The organism is Pseudomonas sp. NDM (genome assembly GCF_003105095.1).
GTDB lineage: Bacteria > Pseudomonadota > Gammaproteobacteria > Pseudomonadales > Pseudomonadaceae > Aquipseudomonas > Aquipseudomonas moraviensis_A.
In genome coordinates this window covers 65087-89423 of the sequence record NZ_QETJ01000010.1, presented here as the reverse complement: position 1 = coordinate 89423, position 24337 = coordinate 65087, and the positions used below count along the sequence as shown (strand labels likewise).

Annotated in this window: 12 protein-coding genes and 1 pseudogene; 7 read left to right on the top strand and 6 right to left on the bottom strand. The window is 60.0% G+C overall.

The features are described 5' to 3' along the window. The 3 genes and pseudogenes from DCO47_RS04700 to DCO47_RS04690 form a co-directional block, all read right to left on the bottom strand. Window positions 1-458: pseudogene (locus tag DCO47_RS04700) on the bottom strand (toxin); the annotation flags it as partial. Beyond that, the gene (locus tag DCO47_RS04695) at window positions 455-4969 is read right to left on the bottom strand and encodes a SpvB/TcaC N-terminal domain-containing protein (RefSeq protein ID WP_116657583.1); all 4515 of its coding nucleotides are present in this window, start codon (window positions 4967-4969) and stop codon (window positions 455-457) included. The gene DCO47_RS04695 and the pseudogene DCO47_RS04700, both read right to left, overlap by 4 nt. 201 nt (window positions 4970-5170) lie before the next feature. Next, complete coding sequence (locus DCO47_RS04690; protein WP_016773454.1) at window positions 5171-6694, bottom strand: fumarate hydratase; 1524 nt, start codon at window positions 6692-6694, stop codon at window positions 5171-5173. A gap of 430 nt (window positions 6695-7124) precedes the next feature. On the opposite strand from DCO47_RS04690, the gene DCO47_RS04685 reads away from it, so the two are divergent. From DCO47_RS04685 to DCO47_RS04675, 3 genes are read left to right on the top strand one after another with little or no spacing between them, the layout of a single operon-like run. Continuing rightward, window positions 7125-8231, top strand: coding sequence for a diguanylate cyclase (locus DCO47_RS04685; protein WP_064365051.1), 1107 nt, complete (start codon window positions 7125-7127; stop codon window positions 8229-8231). Next, a complete protein-coding gene (locus DCO47_RS04680) occupies window positions 8224-9159 on the top strand; it encodes an iron-sulfur-binding ferredoxin reductase (protein ID WP_116657582.1) in 936 nt (311 codons plus the stop codon). The genes DCO47_RS04685 and DCO47_RS04680 overlap by 8 nt, the downstream gene beginning before the upstream one ends. Before the next feature lie 28 nt (window positions 9160-9187). After that, window positions 9188-9937: an enoyl-CoA hydratase-related protein gene (locus DCO47_RS04675; protein ID WP_116657581.1), complete on the top strand. Its 750-nt coding sequence runs from the start codon at window positions 9188-9190 to the stop codon at window positions 9935-9937. A 126-nt stretch (window positions 9938-10063) separates the two neighbouring features. On the opposite strand, the gene DCO47_RS04670 is transcribed toward DCO47_RS04675, so the two are convergent. Together DCO47_RS04670 and pyk are read right to left on the bottom strand one after the other, a co-directional pair. Then, the gene (locus tag DCO47_RS04670) at window positions 10064-13966 is read right to left on the bottom strand and encodes a hypothetical protein (protein ID WP_116657580.1); all 3903 of its coding nucleotides are present in this window, start codon (window positions 13964-13966) and stop codon (window positions 10064-10066) included. Window positions 13967-14129: 163 nt separating this feature from the next. Then, a complete protein-coding gene (gene pyk / locus DCO47_RS04665) occupies window positions 14130-15581 on the bottom strand; it encodes a pyruvate kinase (RefSeq protein WP_024014116.1) in 1452 nt (483 codons plus the stop codon). A 172-nt stretch (window positions 15582-15753) separates the two neighbouring features. Between pyk and DCO47_RS04660 the strand changes: the two genes are divergently transcribed. Further along, window positions 15754-16140 carry a tol-pal system YbgF family protein gene (locus DCO47_RS04660; RefSeq protein ID WP_042607317.1) on the top strand — a complete coding sequence of 129 codons (387 nt, stop codon included), beginning with the start codon at window positions 15754-15756 and terminating at the stop codon, window positions 16138-16140. A 231-nt stretch (window positions 16141-16371) separates the two neighbouring features. Continuing rightward, a complete protein-coding gene (locus tag DCO47_RS04655) occupies window positions 16372-16731 on the top strand; it encodes a PilZ domain-containing protein (protein WP_042607406.1) in 360 nt (119 codons plus the stop codon). Between the two features lie 92 nt (window positions 16732-16823). Here the strand turns inward: DCO47_RS04655 and DCO47_RS04650 are convergent, their stop codons facing one another. Continuing rightward, on the bottom strand, window positions 16824-17201 hold the full coding sequence (locus tag DCO47_RS04650; RefSeq protein ID WP_042607316.1) for a DUF6124 family protein: 378 nt from the start codon (window positions 17199-17201) through the stop codon (window positions 16824-16826). 478 nt (window positions 17202-17679) lie between these two features. Here DCO47_RS04650 and DCO47_RS04645 point away from each other — a divergent pair, with 478 nt between their 5' ends. Both DCO47_RS04645 and DCO47_RS04640 read left to right on the top strand, forming a co-directional pair. After that, entirely contained in the window at window positions 17680-20511 is a 2832-nt protein-coding gene (locus tag DCO47_RS04645) for a hypothetical protein (RefSeq protein ID WP_116657579.1), read from the top strand. A 140-nt stretch (window positions 20512-20651) separates the two neighbouring features. Then, complete coding sequence (locus DCO47_RS04640; protein ID WP_116657578.1) at window positions 20652-24305, top strand: Tc toxin subunit A; 3654 nt, start codon at window positions 20652-20654, stop codon at window positions 24303-24305. The last annotated feature ends 32 nt before the right edge of the window (window positions 24306-24337 follow it).

Genomic DNA, 24337 nt, shown 5'->3' with positions numbered 1-24337 from the left:
CGATCCTTTTGTTCCAGCAACTGGCCGCGCTGATTGAGCCCCGCCTCGGCCGAGGCGTCGGCGTAGATGAAAACATCCACGTTGGGCCGACCATTTTCCCCGACGGCGACCACCCGCAGTTGCGCATCGAAGAGCGTCTGCCAATGGCTGCCGCGCTGGTCCCAGCGGCGCAAAGGCTCACCGGCCAGCCCGGGCAGGGTCAGGCGCCAGCCGGCGTCGACGCTGTCGATTTTCACGGCCGATCCGTCCAGGCGGTAAACCGTGGTCAGGCACGCTGCCGACAGGCGCGGATCCCGTTGTTCGACCAGACGTCCGGCGCAGTCGTGCTGCTGCCGGGTTACCAGGGCTTTGGGAGTGTCGTCGGTCACACTGCGCAAGTACCCGACCTGCCGCACTGGCAAGCCGCGCGCATCGCCCACGGCCAGCGCGGGTGTGCGGCGATGCACGTTGGCGGTCACGACCCTGGCGCCTGGGTTGGAGATGATGCCTCGGCAGTGTCGTTGAAATCTTCGCTGGTTTGAAACCAGGGATGGTAGGCCACTCGGGACAGGTGCCCCTTGGCATTGATCAATCGCACCTGCCGGCTCATGACGTCATAGAAAACCTTGTCGTGATGGCCGAGGGTGCGCAGGGACTGATCGTTGACGTAGGTATAGGTATCGGCGAAAAACGCGCGGTACTGACGAACCGGCAAACCCTTGTTGTTGAATTCGACACGCTCGCTGATGCGCCAGCGCGGATTGGCATCGACCACTTTGATCTGACCATTTTCGATAATCAGTGAACCGTCAGCGTCCACGGCATACGCCTCGCCCGGATCGACCAGCTGCTGGGTTTGCAGAGCGCGGCCAAAGCCGTCGACACAGGCTTTGATGATCTGGATCTGCGCCAGCGGATCGTCCGGGTAGCGGTCGGCGCTGAGGATCACGCTGTGGACCGGTTCGCGATGCACGGCGGCGATGGCATCTTGCAGGGCTCGCTCATCGGGCGTCAGGACGTTACCAGGCCGGGCAAGTCGGCGGCGCGCGCTGGCCCTGATGTGGCCGCTTGGCAGCAGATAACCCTGGGCGATCCAGGCCAAGGCGGCGCGGGTATCACTGGCGATCCGACCCATCCAGCTGAACAGGTCCTTGCGCAGGGCACTCGCGGCTTTTTGTACGGCATCGGATGGGTGGGCAATGGCGGCAGCGGGGCTGCGGTCATCCGGAATTCTGTATTCGCTCAGTGGCTTGAACCCCGCCTCCCTGTTGTTCTCGGTGCCATGGAAGCTGGTGGCCAGCGGCTGCCTGGCGGGGTCATAAATACCCTGATGAATGTTCAGGTTGGCATCGATGATTTGCAGCGGTTGCAGCGCGTGATAGTCGTACTCGATACGCGTCAGACAGCCGTCCGGTAACTCCACGCAGATGATGGCCAGCGAGTAAGGGTCGTATTCGGCACTGGTGTAGCCATGGCTGAGCGTTTCACGGTAACGCCGTACCTTGTAGAAACGCTCGGGGCCGGCATATTCGGCGTAGCCGAAATTCGCCGACCAGAGGTCCTGCTCCGTGCTGCCCATGGGGTGGACCCAGAACAGGAACGGCATCGGTGTGTACCCGATTTTTGCCAATTCGGTCCGCACGTCGAAATTCGATAGAACGCTGTAAGCGTCCAGCGCCGTCTTGTCCAGTTGTGCCACTTCCAACGGGCCGAACAAGGCTTCGAAGCTGGCAGTGCCATCGTCCAGCAGTTTGCCGTCGGTACTCACGTAACGTTGCACGGACTGCGTGGTCAGCACTCGCTGGGCGTTCCATTGCGGCGAATCCTCATGTTCCATCAGGCAGTCATAAGAGACCTGCCCAGGCATAAGCCCGGTGGGCAGTGTGCCTTTGGGCAAGACCAGCGCATTGCCGCGCTGCTGATAGGGCAAACCGAGCCGCCAATGCTGCGGATCCTTGTCCAGATCGATGAACGCAGAGCGGCTTTCATTCAGGTAGAACGATTGTTGCGCCGGGTCATGGGCGTCTGACCACCACTGCCGTTCATCAGGATCGTCGAACGGCGGCGTATCGTTGTCGGTGAGCCGCCGGGCGTAGCTCACGGTGATTGAGTGCGTCGCCTGGCCGTAAGCGTTGTAGCGCAGGACCAGATCCATGCGGCACATGGGATCGTCGACGAAGCCGTCGTACTGGTAGTTGATTTTTTCCACCACCAGCGGCAGCAGGACGGCGGCGGCGGTCGCGCCTTGTTTGCGCACCTCGCGCACCCGATAACGGGTTTCTTCGACGGTAAAAGGCGTGGTGACCCGCGGAACATCCTCGCCTGTATCGGCATAGGTCTCGATGCGCGTGACCGCGCCAACCAGTGCCCGGGAAATCTGGTAGCAAGTGTCTGCGTCAGGAGCATCCAGCTGTTCCTCGCAATCGTCCGCTTCGTGGTAGCGGCTGAACAGCGTATCGCCCAGTGGCACTGCATGTGCGTCGTGAGTGAAATAGTCGTCACGCGAGCGGTTCATCGATTGCCCGGTATGAAACCAGGTGAAGACCCGCATCGGCTCGCTGAAGCCGTCGCCCTGATCGTCGCCGGCGCTCTCGCTGTCGGTTTGCTGCAACAGGCCGAAACCGCGGAACTCGCGCTCACGGCTGTCGTAGAAACCTTCCCGCCAGGTGAAAACCTGCGTCAGACAGTTGCCGGTGATTTCATCCAGTTGCTGCTGTTTTTTGACCACCGTCACCGGGAATGGCAGGTGGCACGCCGGAAAACGTCTGAGGGTGGGCAAATGGCGTTTCTCATCCAGCCATTCCTGCGCCGAGCTGCGGTAGACCACGCTGGCGCTGCAGCCCATGTTGTTGTTACTGCTGGTCAGCAGATACGGCTTGGCCGAAACGAAGTCGTAACGCCAATGCTGCGGCTGCATGTGCGTTACCGTCAGGATCAGGCTGGCGCAGCCCAGGCCTTGCAAGTCGGCGAAACTCACCTGACAGAACCGGTCGTAGCGCACGCCGTCGGGCCACGGCACGCTGATCGGTGTTTGCTCCAGGCCATTGCCGCCGCGATTCAAATAGATATCGAAGGCGTCGGAGTTCAGATAAATCAGCGACGGGGCACCGGAGCCGTCGAGGTCGGCAAGGCGTACCCGGGACGAATCGAATTGCTCATAGCTGAAGGGCAACGCGCTGATCTTGCGGCCACGGCCAAACCGACCATGGCCCAGGTTCGGCCAGCAACGGAGTTCATCGTGGCGAATCCGGCACAGCTCAGGCATATCGCTGCCCAGAAAACTGCTCAGCGCCACCAGTTCTTTGCGGGAGTTGCTGAACAACGGCAAGCGGTCGTCGTCGGGTTTGTGAGCGACCTCCTCGGGAGCAGCAAAGCCCTGTTCACGGTCGTTGGCATACAGCCGCACCGAGTTCGGCCCGATCAATGCCAGGCTGCTCAAACCATCTCCAGTCAAATCGCCGAGTGTCGAGAGCGTGTTGAAAAATTCCGGTGGGAATTTGCCGAACGGAATGAAGTCGGCAAACGTGCGTTGCTCTGTCAGGGTGCGAAACCCACTGATGCCCGGTCGGGCAGTAACCCAGTCGAGCCGACCGTCACCCGTCAGGTCGGTCAGCAGTTGCTGGACCGGCCGGTTGCGATCAGCCACCGGAATCCTGTCCAGCGCGACCCAGGGCCCATAGTCGATTGCATCGGTGCCCTGGGTCGCGCGCCGCGGTTCGCGGTAGTACCAGCTCTGGTCATGGCGGCAGAGAAAACCCGGCACACCTTCGCCAAAAAGATCGACGCACTGATAAAAACCGCCGTCCTCGATACCCGGCTGTGTATCGAACTCAAGGAAGCGACGCGGGGTTTTATTGAGGTCAAAAGGGGCGTAGTCGAACTCGACCGGTGGCGTATTTTCGACGAAGCCTGTGGCATCGAATGCCTGATAGTGCGCCGCGCTGATCTGGCTATAGGTCCACTTTGCGCCGTCCTGCGGTTGCCGGTATTCCAGTAGCAGGCGGCTCGCCAGTTTCGGTTGGTCAGTCGGCTTTGCGGGGAAATGATGGAACAGCAACGCTTGCTGGCAGAGTCTGCGCGTGCCCAGCTCAAACCCCTGACCATGGGTCAAAAAGCTGTCCGTTCGCAGCGTCCAGGGTTTCAGGGTGTCACCGTCGTACGCTGGGATATCGCTCAGTGACGTGCTGCGTTCGCCGTAATCGAACAGCAGATGAAAATGCCAGTCCAGTTCGGCGGGGTGTTCTGTGGTCCAGCTGTACAGATTGTTGCTGGCGGTGAAATTGCCGTAGCACACGCGGGCCAGATACCGCTGGGCGCGGTATTCATGCAGCGGGTCGGGATCCTGATCGTCGGCCTTGTAGTCGAAACAGATATGTTCGCCGCGCGCGTTCATGCTTTCGCCTATTAACCAGGCAGCGATATGTCCAGGCGCGTCGGGGTCGGCAATTCGGCTGGCTTCGGTCTTGCCGTAGAGGTGCAGCGAACCGTCGGCGCCGTGTATCAGCCAGAATGACGGTGGATCGGCCTCTCGGGTTTGCGCTTGCCAGCGCTCACGCAGGGAGAAATCACTTTCCACTTGCGGCCAGTAGCGCACGACCCTGTGCGGGCCGATGTCGACATCGTTATAGGTGTGTTCTTCCCGGAATTTGATCTCACCGTTTACATCCAGCTCCGGCATCCATACTTCGCCGTCGACACCGATGATCTCGTCGTGATCGGTGTAGCGCGGCACGCCTTTGTTGGTTCTACGGCTGATCTGACCCGCGCCGGCCAAGTGCCAGGAAAGCCCGAACGGACCGTTGCCGCTTTGGCTGCTGTAGTTCAACGAGAACTGCGCATCCCAACCGCGCCCGGCCGTCGTCGGAATCGGCAGTTCGAACGAAGCCGCTCCGGTCGGCCCCACCGCGCCCCAGCTTTTGCCAATGGTGGCGATCGATGCGCTTTTGGCGATGGAGGGGGTGGTGATGCTCAGCTCTTGTTGTTCAGGCATGGTCGAATCCATTGCGCGCGGGGTCGGCGTGAATGGAACGACGCTAACAAGAATGGCGGGTAAATGAACCTGTCAGATCTGACAGGTGCGCAAGATCATTTTGTATGCTCCGGCAGCTTTTTTATCGCGATCGGTTTGCACATATGAAAACGGCCGATTCATCCCTGCGGATGAGTCGGCCGTTTCATGGAAGCGAAGGGCTTACTGCACTTCTACCGCCAGGCTCTCGCTGATCTTCTGTTGCCAGATCGCCGGGCCAGTGATGTGTACGGACTCACCTTTGCTGTCCACCGCCACGGTGACGGGCATGTCCTTGACCTCGAACTCGTAGATCGCTTCCATGCCCAGTTCGGCAAATGCCAGCACCTTGGACTTCTTGATCGCTTGCGCAACCAGATACGCGGCGCCGCCGACAGCCATCAGGTACACAGCCTTGTTGTCCTTGATCGCGTCGATCGCTGTCGGGCCACGCTCGGATTTGCCGATCATGCCCAACAAACCGGTCTGCTCGAGGATCTGCCGGGTGAACTTGTCCATCCGCGTCGCGGTGGTCGGGCCAGCCGGGCCAACTACTTCGTCACCCACCGGGTCAACCGGGCCGACGTAGTAAATGAAGCGACCCTTGAGGTCCACCGGCAGGGTTTCACCCTTGTTGAGCATCTCGACCATGCGCTTGTGCGCGGCGTCGCGACCGGTGAGCATCTTGCCGTTGAGCAGCACGGTTTCGCCCGGCTTCCAGCTCTGCACGTCTTCCGGCGTCAGAGTGTCGAGGTTGACGCGGCGGGCCGACGGGCCGGCTTCCCAGACGATTTCCGGGTAGGCGTCCAGCGGTGGCGCTTCCAGCGAGGCCGGGCCGGAACCGTCGAGCACAAAGTGCGCGTGACGGGTGGCAGCGCAGTTGGGGATCATGCACACCGGCAGCGAGGCGGCGTGGGTCGGGTAGTCCATGATCTTCACGTCGAGCACGGTAGTCAGGCCACCGAGGCCCTGGGCGCCGATGCCCAACTGGTTGACCTTCTCGAACAGCTCCAGACGCATTTCTTCGATGCGGTTCTGCGGGCCACGGGCCTTGAGTTCGTGAATGTCGATGGATTCCATCAACACTTCCTTGGCCATCACCGCGGCTTTCTCCGCGGTGCCGCCGATGCCGATACCGAGCATGCCTGGCGGGCACCAGCCAGCGCCCATGGTCGGAACAGTCTTGAGCACCCAGTCAACGATCGAATCGGACGGGTTGAGCATGGCCATTTTCGACTTGTTCTCGGAACCGCCGCCCTTGGCCGCCACGTCCACTTCCACGGTATTGCCCGGGACGATGGAGTAGTGGATCACGGCCGGGGTGTTGTCCTTGGTGTTCTTGCGAGCGCCTGCCGGGTCGGCGAGGATCGAGGCACGCAGGACGTTTTCCGGCAGGTTGTAGGCGCGACGCACGCCTTCGTTGATCATGTCGTCCAGGCCCATGGTGGCGCCATCCCAACGCACGTCCATGCCGACACGGACGAACACGGTGACGATACCGGTGTCCTGGCATATCGGCCGATGGCCGGTGGCGCACATGCGCGAGTTGATCAGGATCTGCGCCATCGAATCACGGGCCGCCGGCGATTCTTCGCGCAGGTAGGCCTCGTGCATCGCCTGGATGAAATCCACGGGGTGGTAATAGGAAATGAACTGCAAAGCGTCGGCAACGCTCTGAATCAGGTCATCTTGCTTGATCACGGTCATGAGTCGCGCTCCTCGAAAAACACGGTGGGGCAGCTACAAGCTTCTAGCTTCAAGCGGCAAGTTAAAGCATTACGCGGACAGCTTGAGCTTGCCGCTTGAGGCTTGCGGCTGTCCCTTTGTGGCGCGACGCTAAAAAGGCGCGGCAGTATACCGCGGCTCTGTTGGGCATACACGCGCCAGTAGTCATTCATTGCAGCAGCTGCAAGCTGCAAGCTTCGAGCGGCAAGTCAAAGCAGTACGCGGACAGCTTGAGCTTGCCGCTTGAAGCTTGCGGCTTGTAGCTGCCCTTCCGGGCCGGGCGGGCCACACTTTTGACGCCATTTTCCCGGCCCGAAAATCGGTGGTCATTTAGCGACCGGGCCTCTAAAGTGGCATCCGGTCTGTAGAGTAGGACACTCGGTCAGCCTCCTATCGCACGGTGAGTCAACGATTGACCCATAACGCCATTCAACGCCTGTTGCTCAAACGCTTCGCCCTCGCTGCGGCCACCTACGGATTGGCTTTGCTGCTGCTGTGGCTGGCGTTTTTTACCGGGCATTACCAGCAATCGCTCAGTGGCGTGGCGATCGGCAGCGCTCTGGTGGTCATCAGTCAGGCGACCCTGTTCGGGCTGTTCTGGAGCGGTCGCAACCAGCGCTTCGCCGACCCCAGCCTGACCGAAGCGCAAGTGTTGATGGGCCTGGGCTGGCAGACCTGGCTGATCGCCCATGTCGACGAGGCGCGCGGGGCGTTTCTGGTGTTTTACGTGCTGATTCTGCTGTTCGGCCTGTTCCATCTCACCCGCCGGGTGTTCATCCGCTGCGCGCTGCTGGTGTTTTTCAGTTTCTCCGCGATTACCCTGTGGGACGCCTACCACTTCCGCCTCGCCGAGCCCGCGCTCGCGGCATTGCAGGTGTGCATTCTGGCGATGGTTTTGGCGTGGCTGGTACTTTACGCGCGCTTCGTCCAGGTTTCCCGGCAACGCCAGCGGCAGCGTCGCTTTGCCTTGCAGGCGCACCAGGACACCCTGCGCGGAATGATGCGCCAGCTCGAAGACCTGGTCGCCACCGATGAACTGACCGGCCTGTTCAATCGCCGTCACTTCCTGCGCATCGCCTCGCGCGAGCTCAACGCGCTGGACAGCGACGTGATGCACGGTCTGGCGCTGATCGATCTGGATCACTTCAAACGCATCAACGACCTGCACGGCCACGCCGCCGGCGATCAGGTGCTGCAGGCGTTTGCCGCTGTCGCGCAAGCGTGCCTGCGCGACGGCGACGTGCTGGCGCGCTATGGTGGCGAGGAATTCGTGGTGCTGTTGCCCGACTGCGATGCCGAACGCCTGACCGCGTGTTGCGAGCGTTTGCGCATCGCCTTCAGTGAGGTGGAATTGATGGGCCTGCAAGTGCGCAACCTGAGCCTGTCGGCGGGCATGACCCTGCTGTGCGTTGGCGATGATCTGGATGAGGCGTTGCAGCGCGCCGATCAGGCGCTGTATCGGGCCAAGCGTGACGGGCGCAATCGTTGTGCCGCGGCATGGGAAAACGTCGATGCCTGAACTGCGCGTCGGTGATCGGCAATGGACGGTTGAGGCGGGCAGCAATCTGCTCGATGTCCTCAACCAGAACGGCGTCGTCGTGCCCTACAGCTGTCGCGCCGGCAGTTGCCATGCCTGTCTGGTGCAATGCACCCAAGGCCTGCCTGCCGACAACCGTCCGGACGCCTTGAGTGCCGAGCAACGTCAGGACGGTTGGCGCCTGGCCTGCCAATGCCAGGTGACCGAAGATCTGCAGGTGCACACCTTCGATCCGCTCGCCGACGGTCGCCCGGCCGTGGTCGAGGCGCTGGACTGGCTCAGCGACAGCGTTCTGCGCCTGCGCCTGGCCCCGCAGCGGCCGCTGCGCTACAGCGCCGGTCAGCATCTGGTGTTGTGGATTGGCCACATCGCTCGGCCTTACTCGCTGGCGAGCCTGCCGCAAGAAGACCGCTTCCTCGAGTTTCACCTCGATTGCCGCCAGCCCGGAGAATTCATCGATGCCGCACGTCACCTGCAGATCGGCGACTCGATCCGCTTCGGTGAACTGCGCGGCGGCGCTTTGCACTATGACCCGGACTGGCACGCCCGGCCACTGTGGCTGCTCGCCGCCGGCACCGGTCTAGGCCCGTTGTTCGGTGTCCTGCGCGAAGCACTGCGTCAGGATCACCAAGGCGCCATCCGTGTCATTCACCTGGCCCATGACGCACGCGAGCACTATCTGGCCAAACCCCTTGCGGCACTGGCCGCGCAGCGGGAAAACCTCAGCGTCGAGCTGTGGACGGCGGCCGAGTCGGCCGCCGCTTTGGCGCAACTGCGCCTTGTTTCCCGACAGACCCTGGCCTTAGTCTGCGGCTCGACGGCCAGTGTCGACGCCTTCGCCAGGCGCTTGTATCTGGCCGGATTGCCGCGCAATCAACTGCTGGCCGATGTGTTTCTGTCCCGTGGTTGAGCGCTGATTTCCAGACGCGAGACACGCCATGACCGAAGCCATTCTGCTGGAACGCGAGCGCGGTCTGTTGACCCTGCGCCTCAACCGCCCGGACAAGAAAAACGCCCTGACCCGTGCCATGTACGGCCGCCTCGCCGACGCATTGAAGCAGGCCGATGGCGACCCGCAGATCAACGCCGTGCTGATCACCGGCAGCGCCGAGTGTTTCACCGCCGGCAACGACATCGCCGACTTCATCCAGCAACCGCCGAGCGACCTCGACAGCCCGGTGTTTCATTTCATGCTCAATTTGCTCGAGTGCCGCAAACCGGTGATTGCCGCTGTGGCCGGCGCGGCGGTTGGCATCGGCACAACCCTGTTGCTGCATTGCGATCTGGTTTACGTCAGCCGCGATGCACGCCTGCGCATGCCATTCGTCAACCTTGGTCTGTGCCCTGAGTTCGGTTCCAGCCTGATCCTGCCGCGTCTGCTTGGGCAGGCCAGAGCGGCAGAATTGTTGTTGCTCGGCGAAAGCTTCAGCGGCGAGCAGGCTGCGCAGTGGGGGATCGCCACCCAAGCGCTGGACAGCGGTGATGCGGTGCTGAGCAAGGCCCGGGAGATGGCGCTGCGGTTTGATGAACTGCCGCCCGAAGCGGTACGCATCAGCAAGCAATTGATGCGAGCGCCGGATCGCGAGTTGCTGCGCAAAGTCATCGAGGAGGAGGGCGCGTTGTTCACCCAGCGGCTGCGTTCCCCGGAAGCGTTGGCGGCGTTGAACGGATTTATCAAACGGCACTGAAATGGCGGCGACTGCACTGGCCCTGTGAGCTAAGGGGCCAGGTCAGCGAGCACATTTGTCAGGCCCAATATGCAACGCCCTGCCATTTACCTGGCAGGGCGTTCCATTTGAGGCGGTTGGCGAAACTCAGCCATGGTAGCGCAGCAACGCGATTTTTCTGCCGGGCAGGGTGGCGCAGATCAAAATCCGGCCATCCTCCTGCAGTGTCAAACCGGTAGCCAGTTGCACGCCGTCCTCCAGGCGTGTGCGTAGCCAACCTTGGCCATCGTTGAACTCCGGATCGAAGTCTGCGTCGATGAACCGTGCGATGACAATGTCAGCCTGTCCCCGTACTCCGATCGCCCCGGCGATCACAATCCTGCCGTTTTTCTGAATGGCTGCGCCTGTCCATGACGTAATCGAACCGGATTCCAGCTCCGTATAGAGAGGTTGACCCCGGTTGAACTGAATGTTGGGACTGCCGTCAGGTTCAAGGCTGATCATCACGCCTTCGTTGCCAAGGCTATCGCCGAACCCGAGGATGCGTTGATTGGGTTGCAGCACAGTAGCCTGGATCAGATGGGCGTGCAGTGGGCTGGCAACAGTGACAAATCCATTGTTGCCAAACTGCTCGTCCAGCTCACCGGAAGCGTTGTAGCGTACGAACATGGCCGGGCTGGGGTTGCCGGAGTCGTCGTACACATTGCCGCAACCCAGGTACTTGCCATCCGGTTGCACGATCACATTCCTCAACACCGTGGCATTGAGGGGGTAATCGGGATGAATCACCGGGATATAACCGATCTGGTTGAAGCCCAGATCCAGTGCGCCATTTTTTTCCAGGCGGATAATCAGGCCATGGGACTGCTGTAAATCGAAAAAATAGTTATGGGATGCGAGGATTTTGCCGTCCGGCAGTATTTCGACGCCGTATGGATGGGTGGCGCTGGCGTCTATTTTTCGAGATCTGTCGCTGGATGCCGACCTGCCGGGTGGCGACAGCTTGATATCCAGTACGGTGTGTCCGTTGGTACCAAACGAGGGATCCAGTTGCCCGTGAGCGTCGTAGCGGGAGAAGGCGGGCACCAACTGGCCTCCAGCGTAGACTTCACTGAAGATGACGATGTTTCCATCGGGTTGAAACGTGAAGGATTTGATTTGCGACAGGGTGCAGTCAGGATAAATGTCCTGGGCAAAACCGGAGGTTGCAAAACTGCGATCGACACTGCCGTCACTGTTGAACCGACCAAGGAAATACCTGGGGTTCGGATCGGCGACATCTTCACCGTTGCCCGCGCAGTAAATCTTGTTGTCCGGGCCGATACGAACGCCGGAGACCCGCGCCAATGGCATGTCGGGGACATTGATCATTACTGTCCCGTCGGTACCGAACTCCAGGTCAGGCTTGCCTGCGCTATCGAGGGTTTGACTCTTCGGTGTCAGCAGACCGCGCGCCACGCAGGACACTCGTCGACCATTGTCCATTACGGTTGCAATGAACAGCGCGCTGTGGTCGGTGAGCAACGATGCAGGCATGAAACCCCTCATGACATCGAACTGCAGCCATCCTGTTCCGGTCCCGAACGTTTTATCCAGTTCGCCCCGGTCAGTGAACTTCGCGATCACGGTGCGAGCTGGATCAAACAGGTATCCAAACACCAGAATACTCCCGTCCGGCTGGGTGGCCGCCGATGACCAACTGGTCGAGCGCCCCTCCAGTCTGGTCAGCAACGGTTCGCCCCGATTGAACTGGATGTTCGCGCTGCCATCGGATTCCCGACTGATCAACAATCCCCGCTCCTTGTCCAAGTGTTGATCCTGGCCAATGCCCAACAGACGTCTGTTGGCCTGGGCAACGAGTTTGCCAATGAAGAAGCGCAGTTCGTCGCTATTGGGCTTGACCACCAAATAGCCCGCTGTGGCGAAGGAAGTGTCCAGGGCCCCAGTGATCTCCAGTTTGCTGAAAAGCGCGTCGCCCGGCCGATGGTTTTTTCCGAGGCAATAACCGCTCAGAGCGTACTTTCCTTCATGGTCGACGACCATATCGGTCAATACGGTATGAGGATAGTCAGGGTGTGCGACGCGGACCATTCCGGTCTGGTTGAAGCTGGTGTCGAGTGCACCATTGGGCATGAAACGAAGCACGACCGACTGCGTTTGTTCATTACCGTCATAAATCCGCGTCAGTACCAGAATCTTGCCATCAGGCAGCACAGGGCCGTGGCTGACCGATTGAGCCAGCGGCGTTGCGCGGGAGTTCTCATCGCGCAGTTTCCGGTCGGCGCTCAGGCTGCCAAGGGGGATCAGCACTTCCCCCTTGTCGCCGAAGTCCGGATCCGGACGGCCATCGGGTAACAGGCGCACGAGCCCGACCCACGCGTCAAAGCTGCCATCGAAGAAGTAACCTGTCAGCAATATTTTGCCGTCAGGCAGCGCTACGACTTCAAGGATAACCGAGTGGGCACGTCCGCCTTCATCTGGATCGAACTCGCCGGTAACATGCCCACCCTTGCCGAATGTGCTGTCGACGACTCCACTGGCACTCATCCTCATGCACCAGTAGGAAACCCTGTCACTGTACTCAGCGCCGACTACGTAGATCCGGCCAGTGGAATCGACGCCCAGCCCCCTGGGCTCAATCGTAGCCCCTTCAGTACCCGAAGCGTTCAGAAGCACTAGACCGTGGGTGCCGAAAGCGGGATCGAGTTGCCCTTCATTGCTCGAAGTCGATGGCTGCTTACCTGTGCCGTTGGCGTGGTAACGCAGGATCAGGCCTTGGAAGGCTCCGTCGCCGTGCCGAAAACCGGCCACGACGATCTTCCCGTCCTTCTGCAACGCCAGCCCATAGAAACGGGTGTGACCGTCGACCCGAGTGCTTGTCCAGCCGCGCTGGTGAAATGTCGTGTCCAGCGCGCCGTTGTCCAGCAAGCGCACCACCACGCCGGGCGACGACTCGTCCGCAGGCTTGATGGCTCCGCATAAAACAATTTTGCCATCGGGTTGCATGGCGCCTGCTTCCCACTTGGTAATGCTGTCGTCGAGCCGGGTGAGCAACGGTGTTGCGCCATTGAATTGAATGTTGTACTTGCCATCCGCTTCGAGACTGATCAAAAGGCCTCGCCCATCGCTGGTTGAGCCGATCCCCAGCAGCCGCTTGTTCGGCTGGGCAATGACCGTTGCGAATTCGGCGAATTCGAACAAGGTTTGTGCTGGGGCGAAGAAACCCGCCGTGCCAAAGCCGGGTACAAGTTTGCCGGCGCGCGTGTAGCGCGCCATCAACGGCACTCTCAGATTCGGATCAGAAACCAGGCCTCCCGCCACCACAATCGTGCCATCGTGATCCACACATGCACTGCGCAGTTTCACTTGAGCGGGATCTGCTCCGGGATAAATCACCTGGACATGACCTGTGCCGTTGAAATCCGTGTCGTACGAACCATCGCTGTTGAGCAGGAACAGGTACGCACGGGTGTCTGTCACGTGAGTGACGACATAGGTATTGCCCACGAGGATTTTTCCATCTGCCAGCGGTGTGACGCTGGTCGGAAATTCCTGACTGGCATTCTTCTCTGCTATGCCAGCCAGGTCCTGATCAACGCTGGAGACCGGCCGCCTGAGGATCACGTAGCCGTCGACACCGAAAGAGGTGTCGCGTCTGCCGTCAGCGAAGAATCTGGCCAACGCCGGAGTTGCCGTGTCGTAGATCCATCCGGTCAGCAGGATTTTCCCGTCATCGAGCAGCGTGATGGAGCTGCCCGCTGACTCCGTTCGTTGAATGAAATTGCCACTGGCGATGCCGTTATCGCCAAAGTCGGGATCGAGCGTGCCATCGGCTTTCAGGCAGCCCAACACGTAGGGTCTTTCGGTGACGCCCGTACGTGCCTGCCCCGTGAAATAAATCCGCTCGATGGTAGGGGTGTATTGCGTCTGGACGCCATACAGTATGGATTCGCGTCCGAGAGAGACGCGATCCAGTAAAAAAACACCGTTGTCTGCAAAGGTTTTGTCACGCCCATCGTCGTCCTGGGTCAACCGTATCGAATCGTTCATGCCGCTCTCCTTGAGTGGATGGTTACGACCCGATTAGCTACCCAACAATCGACCCGGTCTACTGTCAGGTCTGACAGTAGACACCCGTGTTGACTTTGTGCGCCGCCAACAAAAAGCCCCGCCATTCACATGGCGGGGCTTTTGCGTTTCAGCTGTCGGTCACTCAGACCTGCGGGTCGCCCACGTGCAGGATCTTCATGCCGTTGGTGCCGCCGGTGGTGTGGTAGCTGTCGCCCTTGGTCAGGATGACCCAGTCGCCTTTTTCCACAACGCCGCGCTTGGTCAGTTCGTCGATGGCTTTCTGGCTGACTTCGTGCGGTTCCAGCGAGGCCGGGTCGAACGGGATGGTGTAGACGCCACGGAACATGGCTGCGCGAGCCTGGGCTTCGCGGTGCGGGGTGAAGGCGTAGATCGGCACCGAGGAGCGGATACGCGACATGATCAGCGGAGTGAAGCCACTTTCGGTCAGGGCGATGATCGCTTTGACGCCCGGGAAGTGGTTGGCGGTGTACATGGTCGCCAGCGCGATGCTTTCGTCGCAGCGGCTGAATTCCTTGCCGATGCGGTGGCTGGAGGTCTTGCCGGTCGGGTGCTTCTCGGCGCCGACGCAGATGCGCGCCATTGCCTGCACGGCTTCCAGCGGGTACAGGCCAGCGGCGGATTCGGCCGAAAGCATTACGGCGTCGGTGTAGTCGAGCACGGCGTTGGCCACGTCGGACACTTCGGCGCGGGTCGGCATCGGGTTCTGGATCATCGACTCCATCATCTGCGTCGCGACGATCACCGCTTTATTGTGGCGACGTGCGTGCAGAATGATTTTCTTCTGGATGCCCACCAGCTCGGCGTCGCCGATTTCCACACCCAGGTCACCACGGGCAACCATCACTGCGTCGGACGCCTTGATCAGCCCGTCGAGGGTTTCGTCGTCGGCCACGGCTTCGGCGCGCTCGATCTTCGCCACCAGCCAGGCAGTGCCGCCGGCCTCGTCGCGCAGTTGACGGGCGTATTCCATGTCCGCGGCGTCACGCGGGAAGGACACCGCGAGGTAGTCGACTTCCATTTCCGCGGCGAGCTTGATGTCGGCCTTGTCTTTTTCGGTCAGGGCCGGCGCGGTCAGACCGCCACCGCGACGGTTGATGCCTTTGTGATCGGACAGCGGGCCGCCGATGGTCACGACGCAATGCAGTTCGGTGGCGGTGGCGGTTTCAACGCGCATCACCACGCGGCCGTCGTCGAGCAGCAGCTCGTCGCCCACGCCGCAGTCCTTGACCAGATCCGGGTAGTCGATGCCGACCACTTGCTGGTTGCCTTCGGTCAACGGATGGCTGGTGGAGAAGGTGAACTTGTCACCGATCTTCAGCTCGATCTTCTTGTTGGCGAATTTGGCGATACGGATTTTCGGGCCTTGCAGGTCGCCGAGCAGGGCGACGAAGCGGCCGTGCTTGGCAGCGAGGTCACGCACCAGCTTCGCGCGAGCCTTGTGCTCGTCGGGGGTGCCGTGGGAGAAGTTCAGACGGGCAACGTCCAGACCAGCCAGAATCAGCTGTTCGAGAACTTCCGGCGAGTTACTGGCCGGGCCAAGGGTAGCGACGATTTTGGTACGACGGACGGACATGCAAAGACTCCTGAGTTCAAGCGCAGGCAGAGGCTACTATGCTCGAAGGGTGTAGTCATTGTTCGAATGCACTACTTATCGTTTTCTTTATTGAACGCGGCAACTTTGCGATCAGCGCGCCTGAAGATTTCCGACCATGGGTCGATACAGAGCACAAGACAGGAGAACCCCCATGCGATTGTTGCCCATTGCCGCCCTTGCCCTCAGCGTCCTCGCCGTGACGGGCTGCACCCGTTGGTCGATGAACCATCACTTGAACAACGCCTACAGCGCCTACGAGCGGGGCAATTGCGAGCAGGTCATGCTCGAACTCTCCAAGGTCGAACGCGCCAGCCGTGCGCGGCCGTACGTGTGGCCGGAAGTGTCGATGATGCGCGGTCAGTGCCTGGAACGGCAGAAGCTGTACATCGACGCGGTGCAGACCTACCAGTTCATCATCGCTTCGTACCCCGACAGCGAATACGCCTACCGCGCCCGTGCGCGTCTGGAAACCCTGCAGAGTCTGGGCCATTACCCGACGCGCAGTGCCGCTGCGGTGGTGCGGCCGACACGCTTCTGACGGCACTTGCCGTACAAAATCTGGCCGTCTGTACAAGCTCCGCTATAGTCAAGGAAACCGCCTGAAGCCTTGTCTTCACGGCGGCGCAACACCTGCGACTGGCAGTTGTAAAGGTGACGGCGATGATTGCGACCGTCACACCGGAAGCGGGGAGAGCGGGCCTGCCGAACAGGTTCGTTCCGAAGCACAGGTGCGGCTCCTGAGGGAGCCATGCAGGGCGAACTGCTGATCATGTTTACCGACCGCCGGATCGAACGGCACCAGTTGCCGTACTACCTCAGAGTGTTCAACAGCGTGACCGACAAACCCGTTGGCTTTCTCGGCAACGTGTCGGCAGACGGGCTGATGCTGATCAGTCAATTGCCGATGATGGTCGGGATGGATTTCCAGTTACGCCTCAAAGTGCCCGCCCGCGATGGCGGCCAGCAAGTCATCGATTTCAGCGCCTGCTGCGTGTGGTGCCATGAAGACGCCACGCCGCTGCACTACGACGCCGGTTTCATCCTGCGCCGCGCGCCAGTGGAGTTCGGTCAATTGGTGCTGGCGCTGCAGCAGTACTTCAGCTTTCAGCCGTTGCCGGCCTCGGCCTGAACAGCAAAAGATCGCAGCCTTCGGCAGCTCCTGCAAGGGAACGCGTTCCAGATGCAGGCGCTGCCGAAGGCTGCGATCTTTTGATCTTGACGTCACGCCGTCGTGATCGCTCGCTCCTGATCCAGCGCCTTCTCCGCCAGCAATAACCCCATCTCGCTCAACTGATAGATCGCCATCGCCAGATGCCGTGGCTTGTCCTCGAGGCTGTCCGCCAGATCGAGCAACAGAATGCTGACCGAAGAAAAGGTCTCGTAGGTTTGAATGGCCATCGCTTCGGGGTTGATATCAGGCGCGACCATGAACATCTGCATGCCGCGATCTACAGAATTGCACGACGGCGCAGTTGCGGGTTTTTTCAGGTAGTGGTCGAGGGCTTTTTCAGCGGCCTCGTGGAGTCTGGTGGAATCGGGGGACGCGTAGGGGGAGGTCGAGTCTTCGGTTTCGGGGGGATTGGGTGTTGGTTTGATCATGGTGATAACCCTTGGTTGGGGGCCTTCACCCCTCGCGACTAAACGAATGGGGTGGCGGCTGGACGCAGGTTAGTCGACCGGGGGTATCACCAAAAACCGGCGCGCCGAAGCGCCCTGCGTACAGCCACCATCGAGTGCGGGAATAGGATTACCCGACTTGATGACGCTTATACACCTTGATGACAAACCCCCGGGCGACTAAACCCGACCACTGATTGGCAGCGGCACGGATCACGTTACGGGGCAGCTTCAAAGCGCACAAGCCGGCGGATTCTGAGTGATGTGTAGGCAACGGCGCAAGCCGATGTAGCCGCGTGTTAACGGCTGAAGGACGTCTGCATGTTGCGGTGTGGGAATAGTTACCGTTTGTCGGGACTGTCAGATCTGTCAGGTGCGGAAGAGGAGTTATTCCCTACTTAATCAGGGCAAGGATTTTTGCACCTTGCATCGCCACCCTTGAACAGGTTCGGAGACACTCATGCCCATGACAACTGATGGTACGGACGAGAACCCGCTTGGCGGGCCTCATGAAGACATACAAGCGGATGGCGAAGTCGGGAATAGATCTGATCTGGTGAACTTGCCTCTCGAGAGTGCTCACATCTCTTTTGATTCCATAATTCCTCCCCCGACCATCGATATGATCAAAAACATTTCCGGTTCACCGTACACCGGCGCAGGCACCGGTATTTCCGGAGCGACTGTCTTTATTTATCTCACGGGTGTGGCGGAAGGGATAGTTGGGTCGGGGCGCGTTGAATCCGGAAAATGGAGTGGGGCGATCACTTACCCAGTAAACAGAAACAAAACCAGCATTGATGCACTTCAGAGACTTGACGGACTGTATTCTGAACGTTCAGCACCAATGGAGATCTACCGAGCAGTTGTGACTTATCCGCAACCCAACACTACTGAATCCGCTAATGGCCTGATTTTTCGCGGCATCGGCGCTCCGAATTCGAAGGTGCGCGTCGTCAAGTCCCCCCCCAATCACGATGAAGTTCTGAGCGCTGAAACCAGCATTGATGAGCATGGGAATTGGCAAGCACCTCTTACTGCAGGTTTGCTCAATGGTCCATTGTCGGTCAGTGCTTTGGTTTCTTATGTCGGCACGACCAGCATATATACATTACCTGTAGCTTTCGTTGTGCATGAGGCCCCCCCTTTCATTACCAACCCGCCAGCCAACTCGCTTCAGAATCAGACGTTCAACTTAAGCGGTTTAGGGGGAGTGGCGGGTAGCACGGTGCAGGTGTTTCTCGACCTGTCCGAGTCGAAGGTCGGCGAGGCTTTCTTGACGGGCGATGCCTGGACGGTTCCAGTCAGCGTTAGACCCGGCCCGGTGTCACTGGTCGCTATACAAATCAGCGACCCCCCCTCCGGCCGCGGCCACCCCCGAGCATTCAAAATCCGCCCTGCCAAACCCGAACAACCGGTAATCGACTTTTCAGACGATGCCATCGTGAGATTCTCTGGCAAAGGCCACTACGACCCCCATTTCCCCACGCGAATCCAACTCACCGTGAAAACAGGCCAGGGGAATGCGCCGGCCATTGCCACGGTGCAAAACGACGGTACGTGGGCTACCAGTGCAACGGGCTGGGAATTGGGCAGCCGTACACTTGAGGCGATTCAACAGATTGCCGACAATGCCGGAGGCTGGATCGACTCTTTGCCTTTCGAATTCGAGGTCGAAAAGAAGCTGCCCCCGGTCAGCAATGTAAGGCACACCGACGACTACCAGCCCACCTTCAGCGGCGAAGGCGTCGACCGAGCTACCGTCAGCCTGTTTGTCGGAGCCGAAATAGCGACGCCCGTTGTCGTCAGAAACAGGCAGTGGTCTACGCAGGCGCTGGAGTCCTGGGGGCCGACGAACAAACGGAAAATATCGATCCGACAGGAGCTGGACGGTTCTGAAGGCTGGATGGAGTATGAAATCAGCATCCTGCCTCGCGAACCCGGTATCGATGTCCCTCCCGAGGACGGGCTCAATCCGGTTTTCAGCGGCACTTGCTGGCCCGGCGCGGTGGTGAACATCGGCTTCAGCGACAGCAACCACTCATTTACAGCGACGGTCGTCGGGGAAACCTGGACCTTTTGCCGCCCGACTCCGTTCACGGATGGGCTGCCCTGCACCATCGAAGCGACGCAGACAGTCGTCGGACTCACATCGAAGCCTGGCTCACTGACGTTCAAGGTCTACAGGGAGCGGCTCAAGCCCGCGATCAGAACGCCGCTGCCCGAACAGGAAACGGACAGTGATCTGACAGTGACCGGTGACTTCGGCATGTCAGGCGCTTCGATGCGGCTGTGGAATTTACAGGACGGAAAGCCCTTGGGCGATCCCGTGGTTCTCGGGCAGGACGGTCCCTGGTCGGTGCACCTCACCGGACTTGCCATCAAGACATGGTTCATCACCGCGCAGCAAACCCTCAACGACCGGGCCTCACCCGACAGTGAGGTGCGCCAATTCGACGTCGTGGTCATGCCGCCCGAGTTCGTGCGGCCGCTTCCTGGAGGCGATCTGACGCGCAGGGCAGTTCTGTCGGGTACAGGTCGGCGAGACGGGTTGGTTACCGTTTGGCGCCGCGGGCTCGATGAGCCGTTGTTGCGCGATGTCCAGATCGGTGTGGACGGTACGTGGGAAGCCAGCGTTGTGTTGGAGGTCGGAGACGAAATCCTTTGGGCAACTCAGACGTTCGAGGGCAAAACGTCAAAACCCGGCCTTGACGTGCCGTGTCGGGTCGTACCCGTCGCGGTGATGCCCGAATCACCCACTCCCGAAGAATTCCTCGGCGCTACAGTGACGGTGTCCGGGTTCGGCGTTCCTGGTGACCTGATCACGCTCAAGCGCGGGGAATGCGTATTGGGCACGGCCCCGGTGCTTGACGACGCAAGCTGGTCAATCCCCGCAACGCTGGAGCTACCCGATGGGGCTGTCACATTGAGCGTTATGGCCTCCAAGGGTGAATATCATTCGATCCCCAGCGAATGGGAGTGTCAGGTAAGGCTCTTTCTCCCGCAATTCATATACCCAGGGCCAGGCCTCTGGGTTTCTCCCCTGCTGGCCGTCACTGGCTTGGGCAAACCGGGCATCGGGACACTCTTGAGCTGGTACAGCGCGGATGTCGTGCTTGCCGGCCCCATTACCGTCACTGACGCTGGCTGGACGGCCTCGCCGACGGAGCCGCTCCACAGTGGCGCCCAGTGGTGCCGTTTCCGGCAAATCTCCGACACAGGGGCGCCAATGTCAGACGATGCCGAAAGTGGGCGTTTTGATGTGCGTGTCGATTCGCCAGACAACGCTTGAAGGTTTTTCCGATGAATGGTCGTAAAACCTGTCATTTATGACAGTGGACTATGTCTGTTCCGAAGCGCTGAATGCTCTGTATCAACTGATGCCGGCCAGGTTTCCCGCCAGCGCAGATCAACTGTTCAAGGACTGACAGCATGGCCAGTAAAAGTACGGCGAAAAAACCCGCCCTGGAGTTGTTCGAGCAGGTCTTTGGCGAGCAGCAGAGCCTGGAGAAGTTCGCCGTTCTGAGATCCTGGCTGGAGCGTGGTGAGTCGATTTTTCCCTTGGTGGAGAAGGGCGCCGAGGGCCTGGCGAAAGACTTCGACATCAATGTCGAGGACGCCAGAAAGTTGCTGCGTCGGTTGAACGGGCTGGCGGTTTACCTGCGACGGCAGTTCATCGAGCAGTCATTGGCCGGCGAGACGACACCGGCACCGTTCGAGGCGGGTGGGTTCAATACCGGGCCCAGTTTCGAACTCCTGTTCCGCCCGGCATTTGACCAGTTCGCACCGGTTGGCGCGCTCGAAGATGCCACAGGGGTTGTCGCTTATCTGGTAGAGATGTGGAAGTGGGTCGGGGACAATATCGAGGACTATGGTGATTCCGATGCGATAACCGGCATGATTCCGATCCACACGCGTCGGGCCGATATCAGCGAGCTGCTCATCGACCACAACGCGATGCACCAGACCGTTTCAGCAGTGGAGATCACGCTCAAGGTACTGGAAAGGTTTATCGGCAAAACTGAAGCGGAGCTGGAAGACGCCATGATCCTGCGGCGCTATCCGAACGGTTTGCCGTACTACAAGCATTGGGCAACCATCAATGCGCTGGTCGCTGATCACGGTCTTTCGGTAGGGCACTTCGCCCGCTGGACAGATATCGAATATCCAAACTTTCTTCTCCCGGATGCCTGGGATGACGACGCCGGTCGTGCGCTGGCGCATGCGTCGCGGCTGGGGCCGTTTCAGCGGGACTTGTTGACCGAGAGGCCCGTTCCCGACGACGCCGACACCAGAAACGCATTCTATCTGAAGAATTACGGCGCCACCGGGGTGGACTGGCAGAACCTCAATCAAGTGAATTTTTTCGCCAAGCGCACCAAACTGGATGCCGATGGCGTGGAAGCATTTCTGTCCATTGGCCGTTACGCACCAACACGATCGGATAACGTGAGTATCTATGCGGCTGCCGAAAAGGAGGAAAGCGAGCGTTCCGGTTCGGTTTTTATCAACGGCGGCGAATCACCCGCCGTCAGTGTCAATTACGAAAGATTTCAGCACCGGTTGAGCGAATCCCCCCTCAACCCGAGGCGATACGACCGGATGAACCGCAAGCGACGCCTGGATTTATGGCTGAGGCTGCCTCCCGAAGAGGTCGATTCGCTGCTGGTGGCCGCTTTCAACGCCGAGTGGGCTGGCATCCCGGACTCCCCTGAAAAACCTGTAAAACCCGCCATCTGGGTTACCGACCATACCGTGCATGCGCTGGGGTTGTTCCAGACCTTGCGTGAAGGCTTCCAGTGCACGGCTGCGGAGTTCGCGGTGTTTATCGACAAATTCTCGATCTATGGCCGCGGGCAGCTAGCGTCACAGTTTGATCAGATATTCAATAATGTCCAGAGACACTACCGCGATCCATTGCTGCTGGATAACGGTGAGTTTCCCCTGCTACCGGCGCAGGGTGTGCCCGAACTCACCATCAGCCGAATCTGCAGCGCACTGGAAATCGACCTGCAGACCTACCAGTATCTGGCGCTGGCGATTGCCCGTGCCCATGGCCGAACCGGGACGCTCGAGCGCAGCCCGGAGATTCTGTCGGCGTTTTACCGACTGGTGAAATTGCCCCGCTTGTTGGGCATGACGCCGGTCGAGGGGCTGTTGATGCTCATGGTGCTTGGCGGGGAGGCATGGGCTGACGGACTGGCGGGCGTTCCGGTAATCACGGGAGAACCCACGGCCGGCGACACTGTTCCCGATGTGTTGAACCTCATTTCGGCACTGGTTGCATGCCGCTACTGGTGTCGAACGCGCGATTTGCCGGTGCTGTGGATGCTGCAACAGGTGGCGGTTCCTCAGGTGTCCAATGTGGCGGCCGAGCCAGAACTGCGCTTGTTCGAGCAGGTCCGCAATTTGCTGGGCGAGGCATTATTGACGCATACCGGATTTGTGACCGCCGGTGTGCCGCCGCTGCAGGTGGGGCATAACTGGAAAGATCTGCTTTCTTCGCTGACTGACCCGCTGGGGCTGGTGAAATCCCGCGAGGGTACGGAAGACCAATACGTTGTTTTCGCCAGAGAGGAACTCGACAAGGCGGTCAGGGAGGGGCTGATTGAAGATGACATCAGTGTGCGTGCGCCCATCGTCGAAATCATGCTCACGGTTCTGCTGCAGGCGCGTGCTGCTCAGCTGTCAGTCGCGCGTGAATGTCTGGCCGTTTATACCGGGCTGGATGCAGAGAGGGCGCTGAAGGTTTTGACCTGGGCGAATTCGAGCGTTTATGAGCTGTTGGTCAGAATCGTCGAGCAAATGGGTGAGGACTGGGAGCTGTCACACACCCTGCGCGAGGAACCTCTTGATCCGCTGTTTTTTCTGCTGGCTGACATACGTCGGCTCAGCGCCGTCGTGGCTGAACTCGACATAAGCCTCGAAACCCTCGATGCCCTGCTCGATTACGGACTCAACGATTGGTGGCAGCAGAACGACCCTGAAGTCTTCAGCGTCGCAACGCTGTACTACCTGACGGTTCTGACTCATGCCTTCGAGATCAGCAAGCAGCCTCATACCGAGTTGCTTGAGTACCTGAGGCAGATCCATGAATGGGGAGATCCGGAGGGTTTGTCCACCGACGCGCTGCGCCTTGCACAGCAGGCATCGGAGGTCTGGCTGGCACGGTTTTTCGACTGGAGCGAGCAAGAAGTGCACGAATGCATCGGGCGAATCGACCCGACATACAGGCTCTTGAAAAATCTCCAGCAACTGGATCTGTTGGTTCGGGTACGCGAACTGGCCACCCATACCCAGATGGATGCGCTGACCATTTTTCTCCTGGGGACGCTGCCTGAAACCGTCGACAAGTCGGTTTACAAAGACGCTGCCGAGCATGCCTCGTTGAGTCTGTGGGAAACGGCCGCAGCGGTTCGCCCATCCGCCGAGCTGCGGGCGCCGCTCATCAACATGCAGATTGTGCCGGATAACTTCGAGGTGATTGCCGGGAGTGAGGGCAAGATCATTTTCACCATCAGGCTGACAGATCAGGACGGCACGGCGCTCAGCGGTGTGTCCATTCGCGGACAGGCCAGTCTTGGCACCCTGGTTATCGGCAACACCCAGCCACAAACCGGTGTCGCCACGGCAACCTACACGCCAGGGAAGGTCATGGGCGCTGAGCGTCCGCTGTTCTGGGTGCCCTTGATCGCGCCGCAGGAGGGGCCGCTCATCCAGGTGACCGACGACGAGCTGCACCTGGATTTCCCCGCGCCTTTCATGTCCAGAGTGCCCACCAACGTTGTGCCAGCGGGGCAAGCGGTCGAGTTATCGGCCGTGCTCATGGATCGCTTCGGCAATCTGGGCAAAAACCGCGGGGTGCGTTGGTCCGCCACAGCTGTTGATGACGCGTCTTTACTGGCGGTTGAGGCGGTGATTCGGCCTCAGCAGGGCCAGACCACTCAGCAAGGCGTTGCCCGAGCGGTTATCTCAAGTCCGACGGGAGGCACATTCATTTGCACCGTGTTCTCGGAGAGCAGCAAAAACACAGTGGACTTTGCACCGATTGAATTCGCGCCTCCCCCCCTTCCGAATGAAGCATGACGTTCGCGCAGCCCCGCCAGAAGGTGAAGATC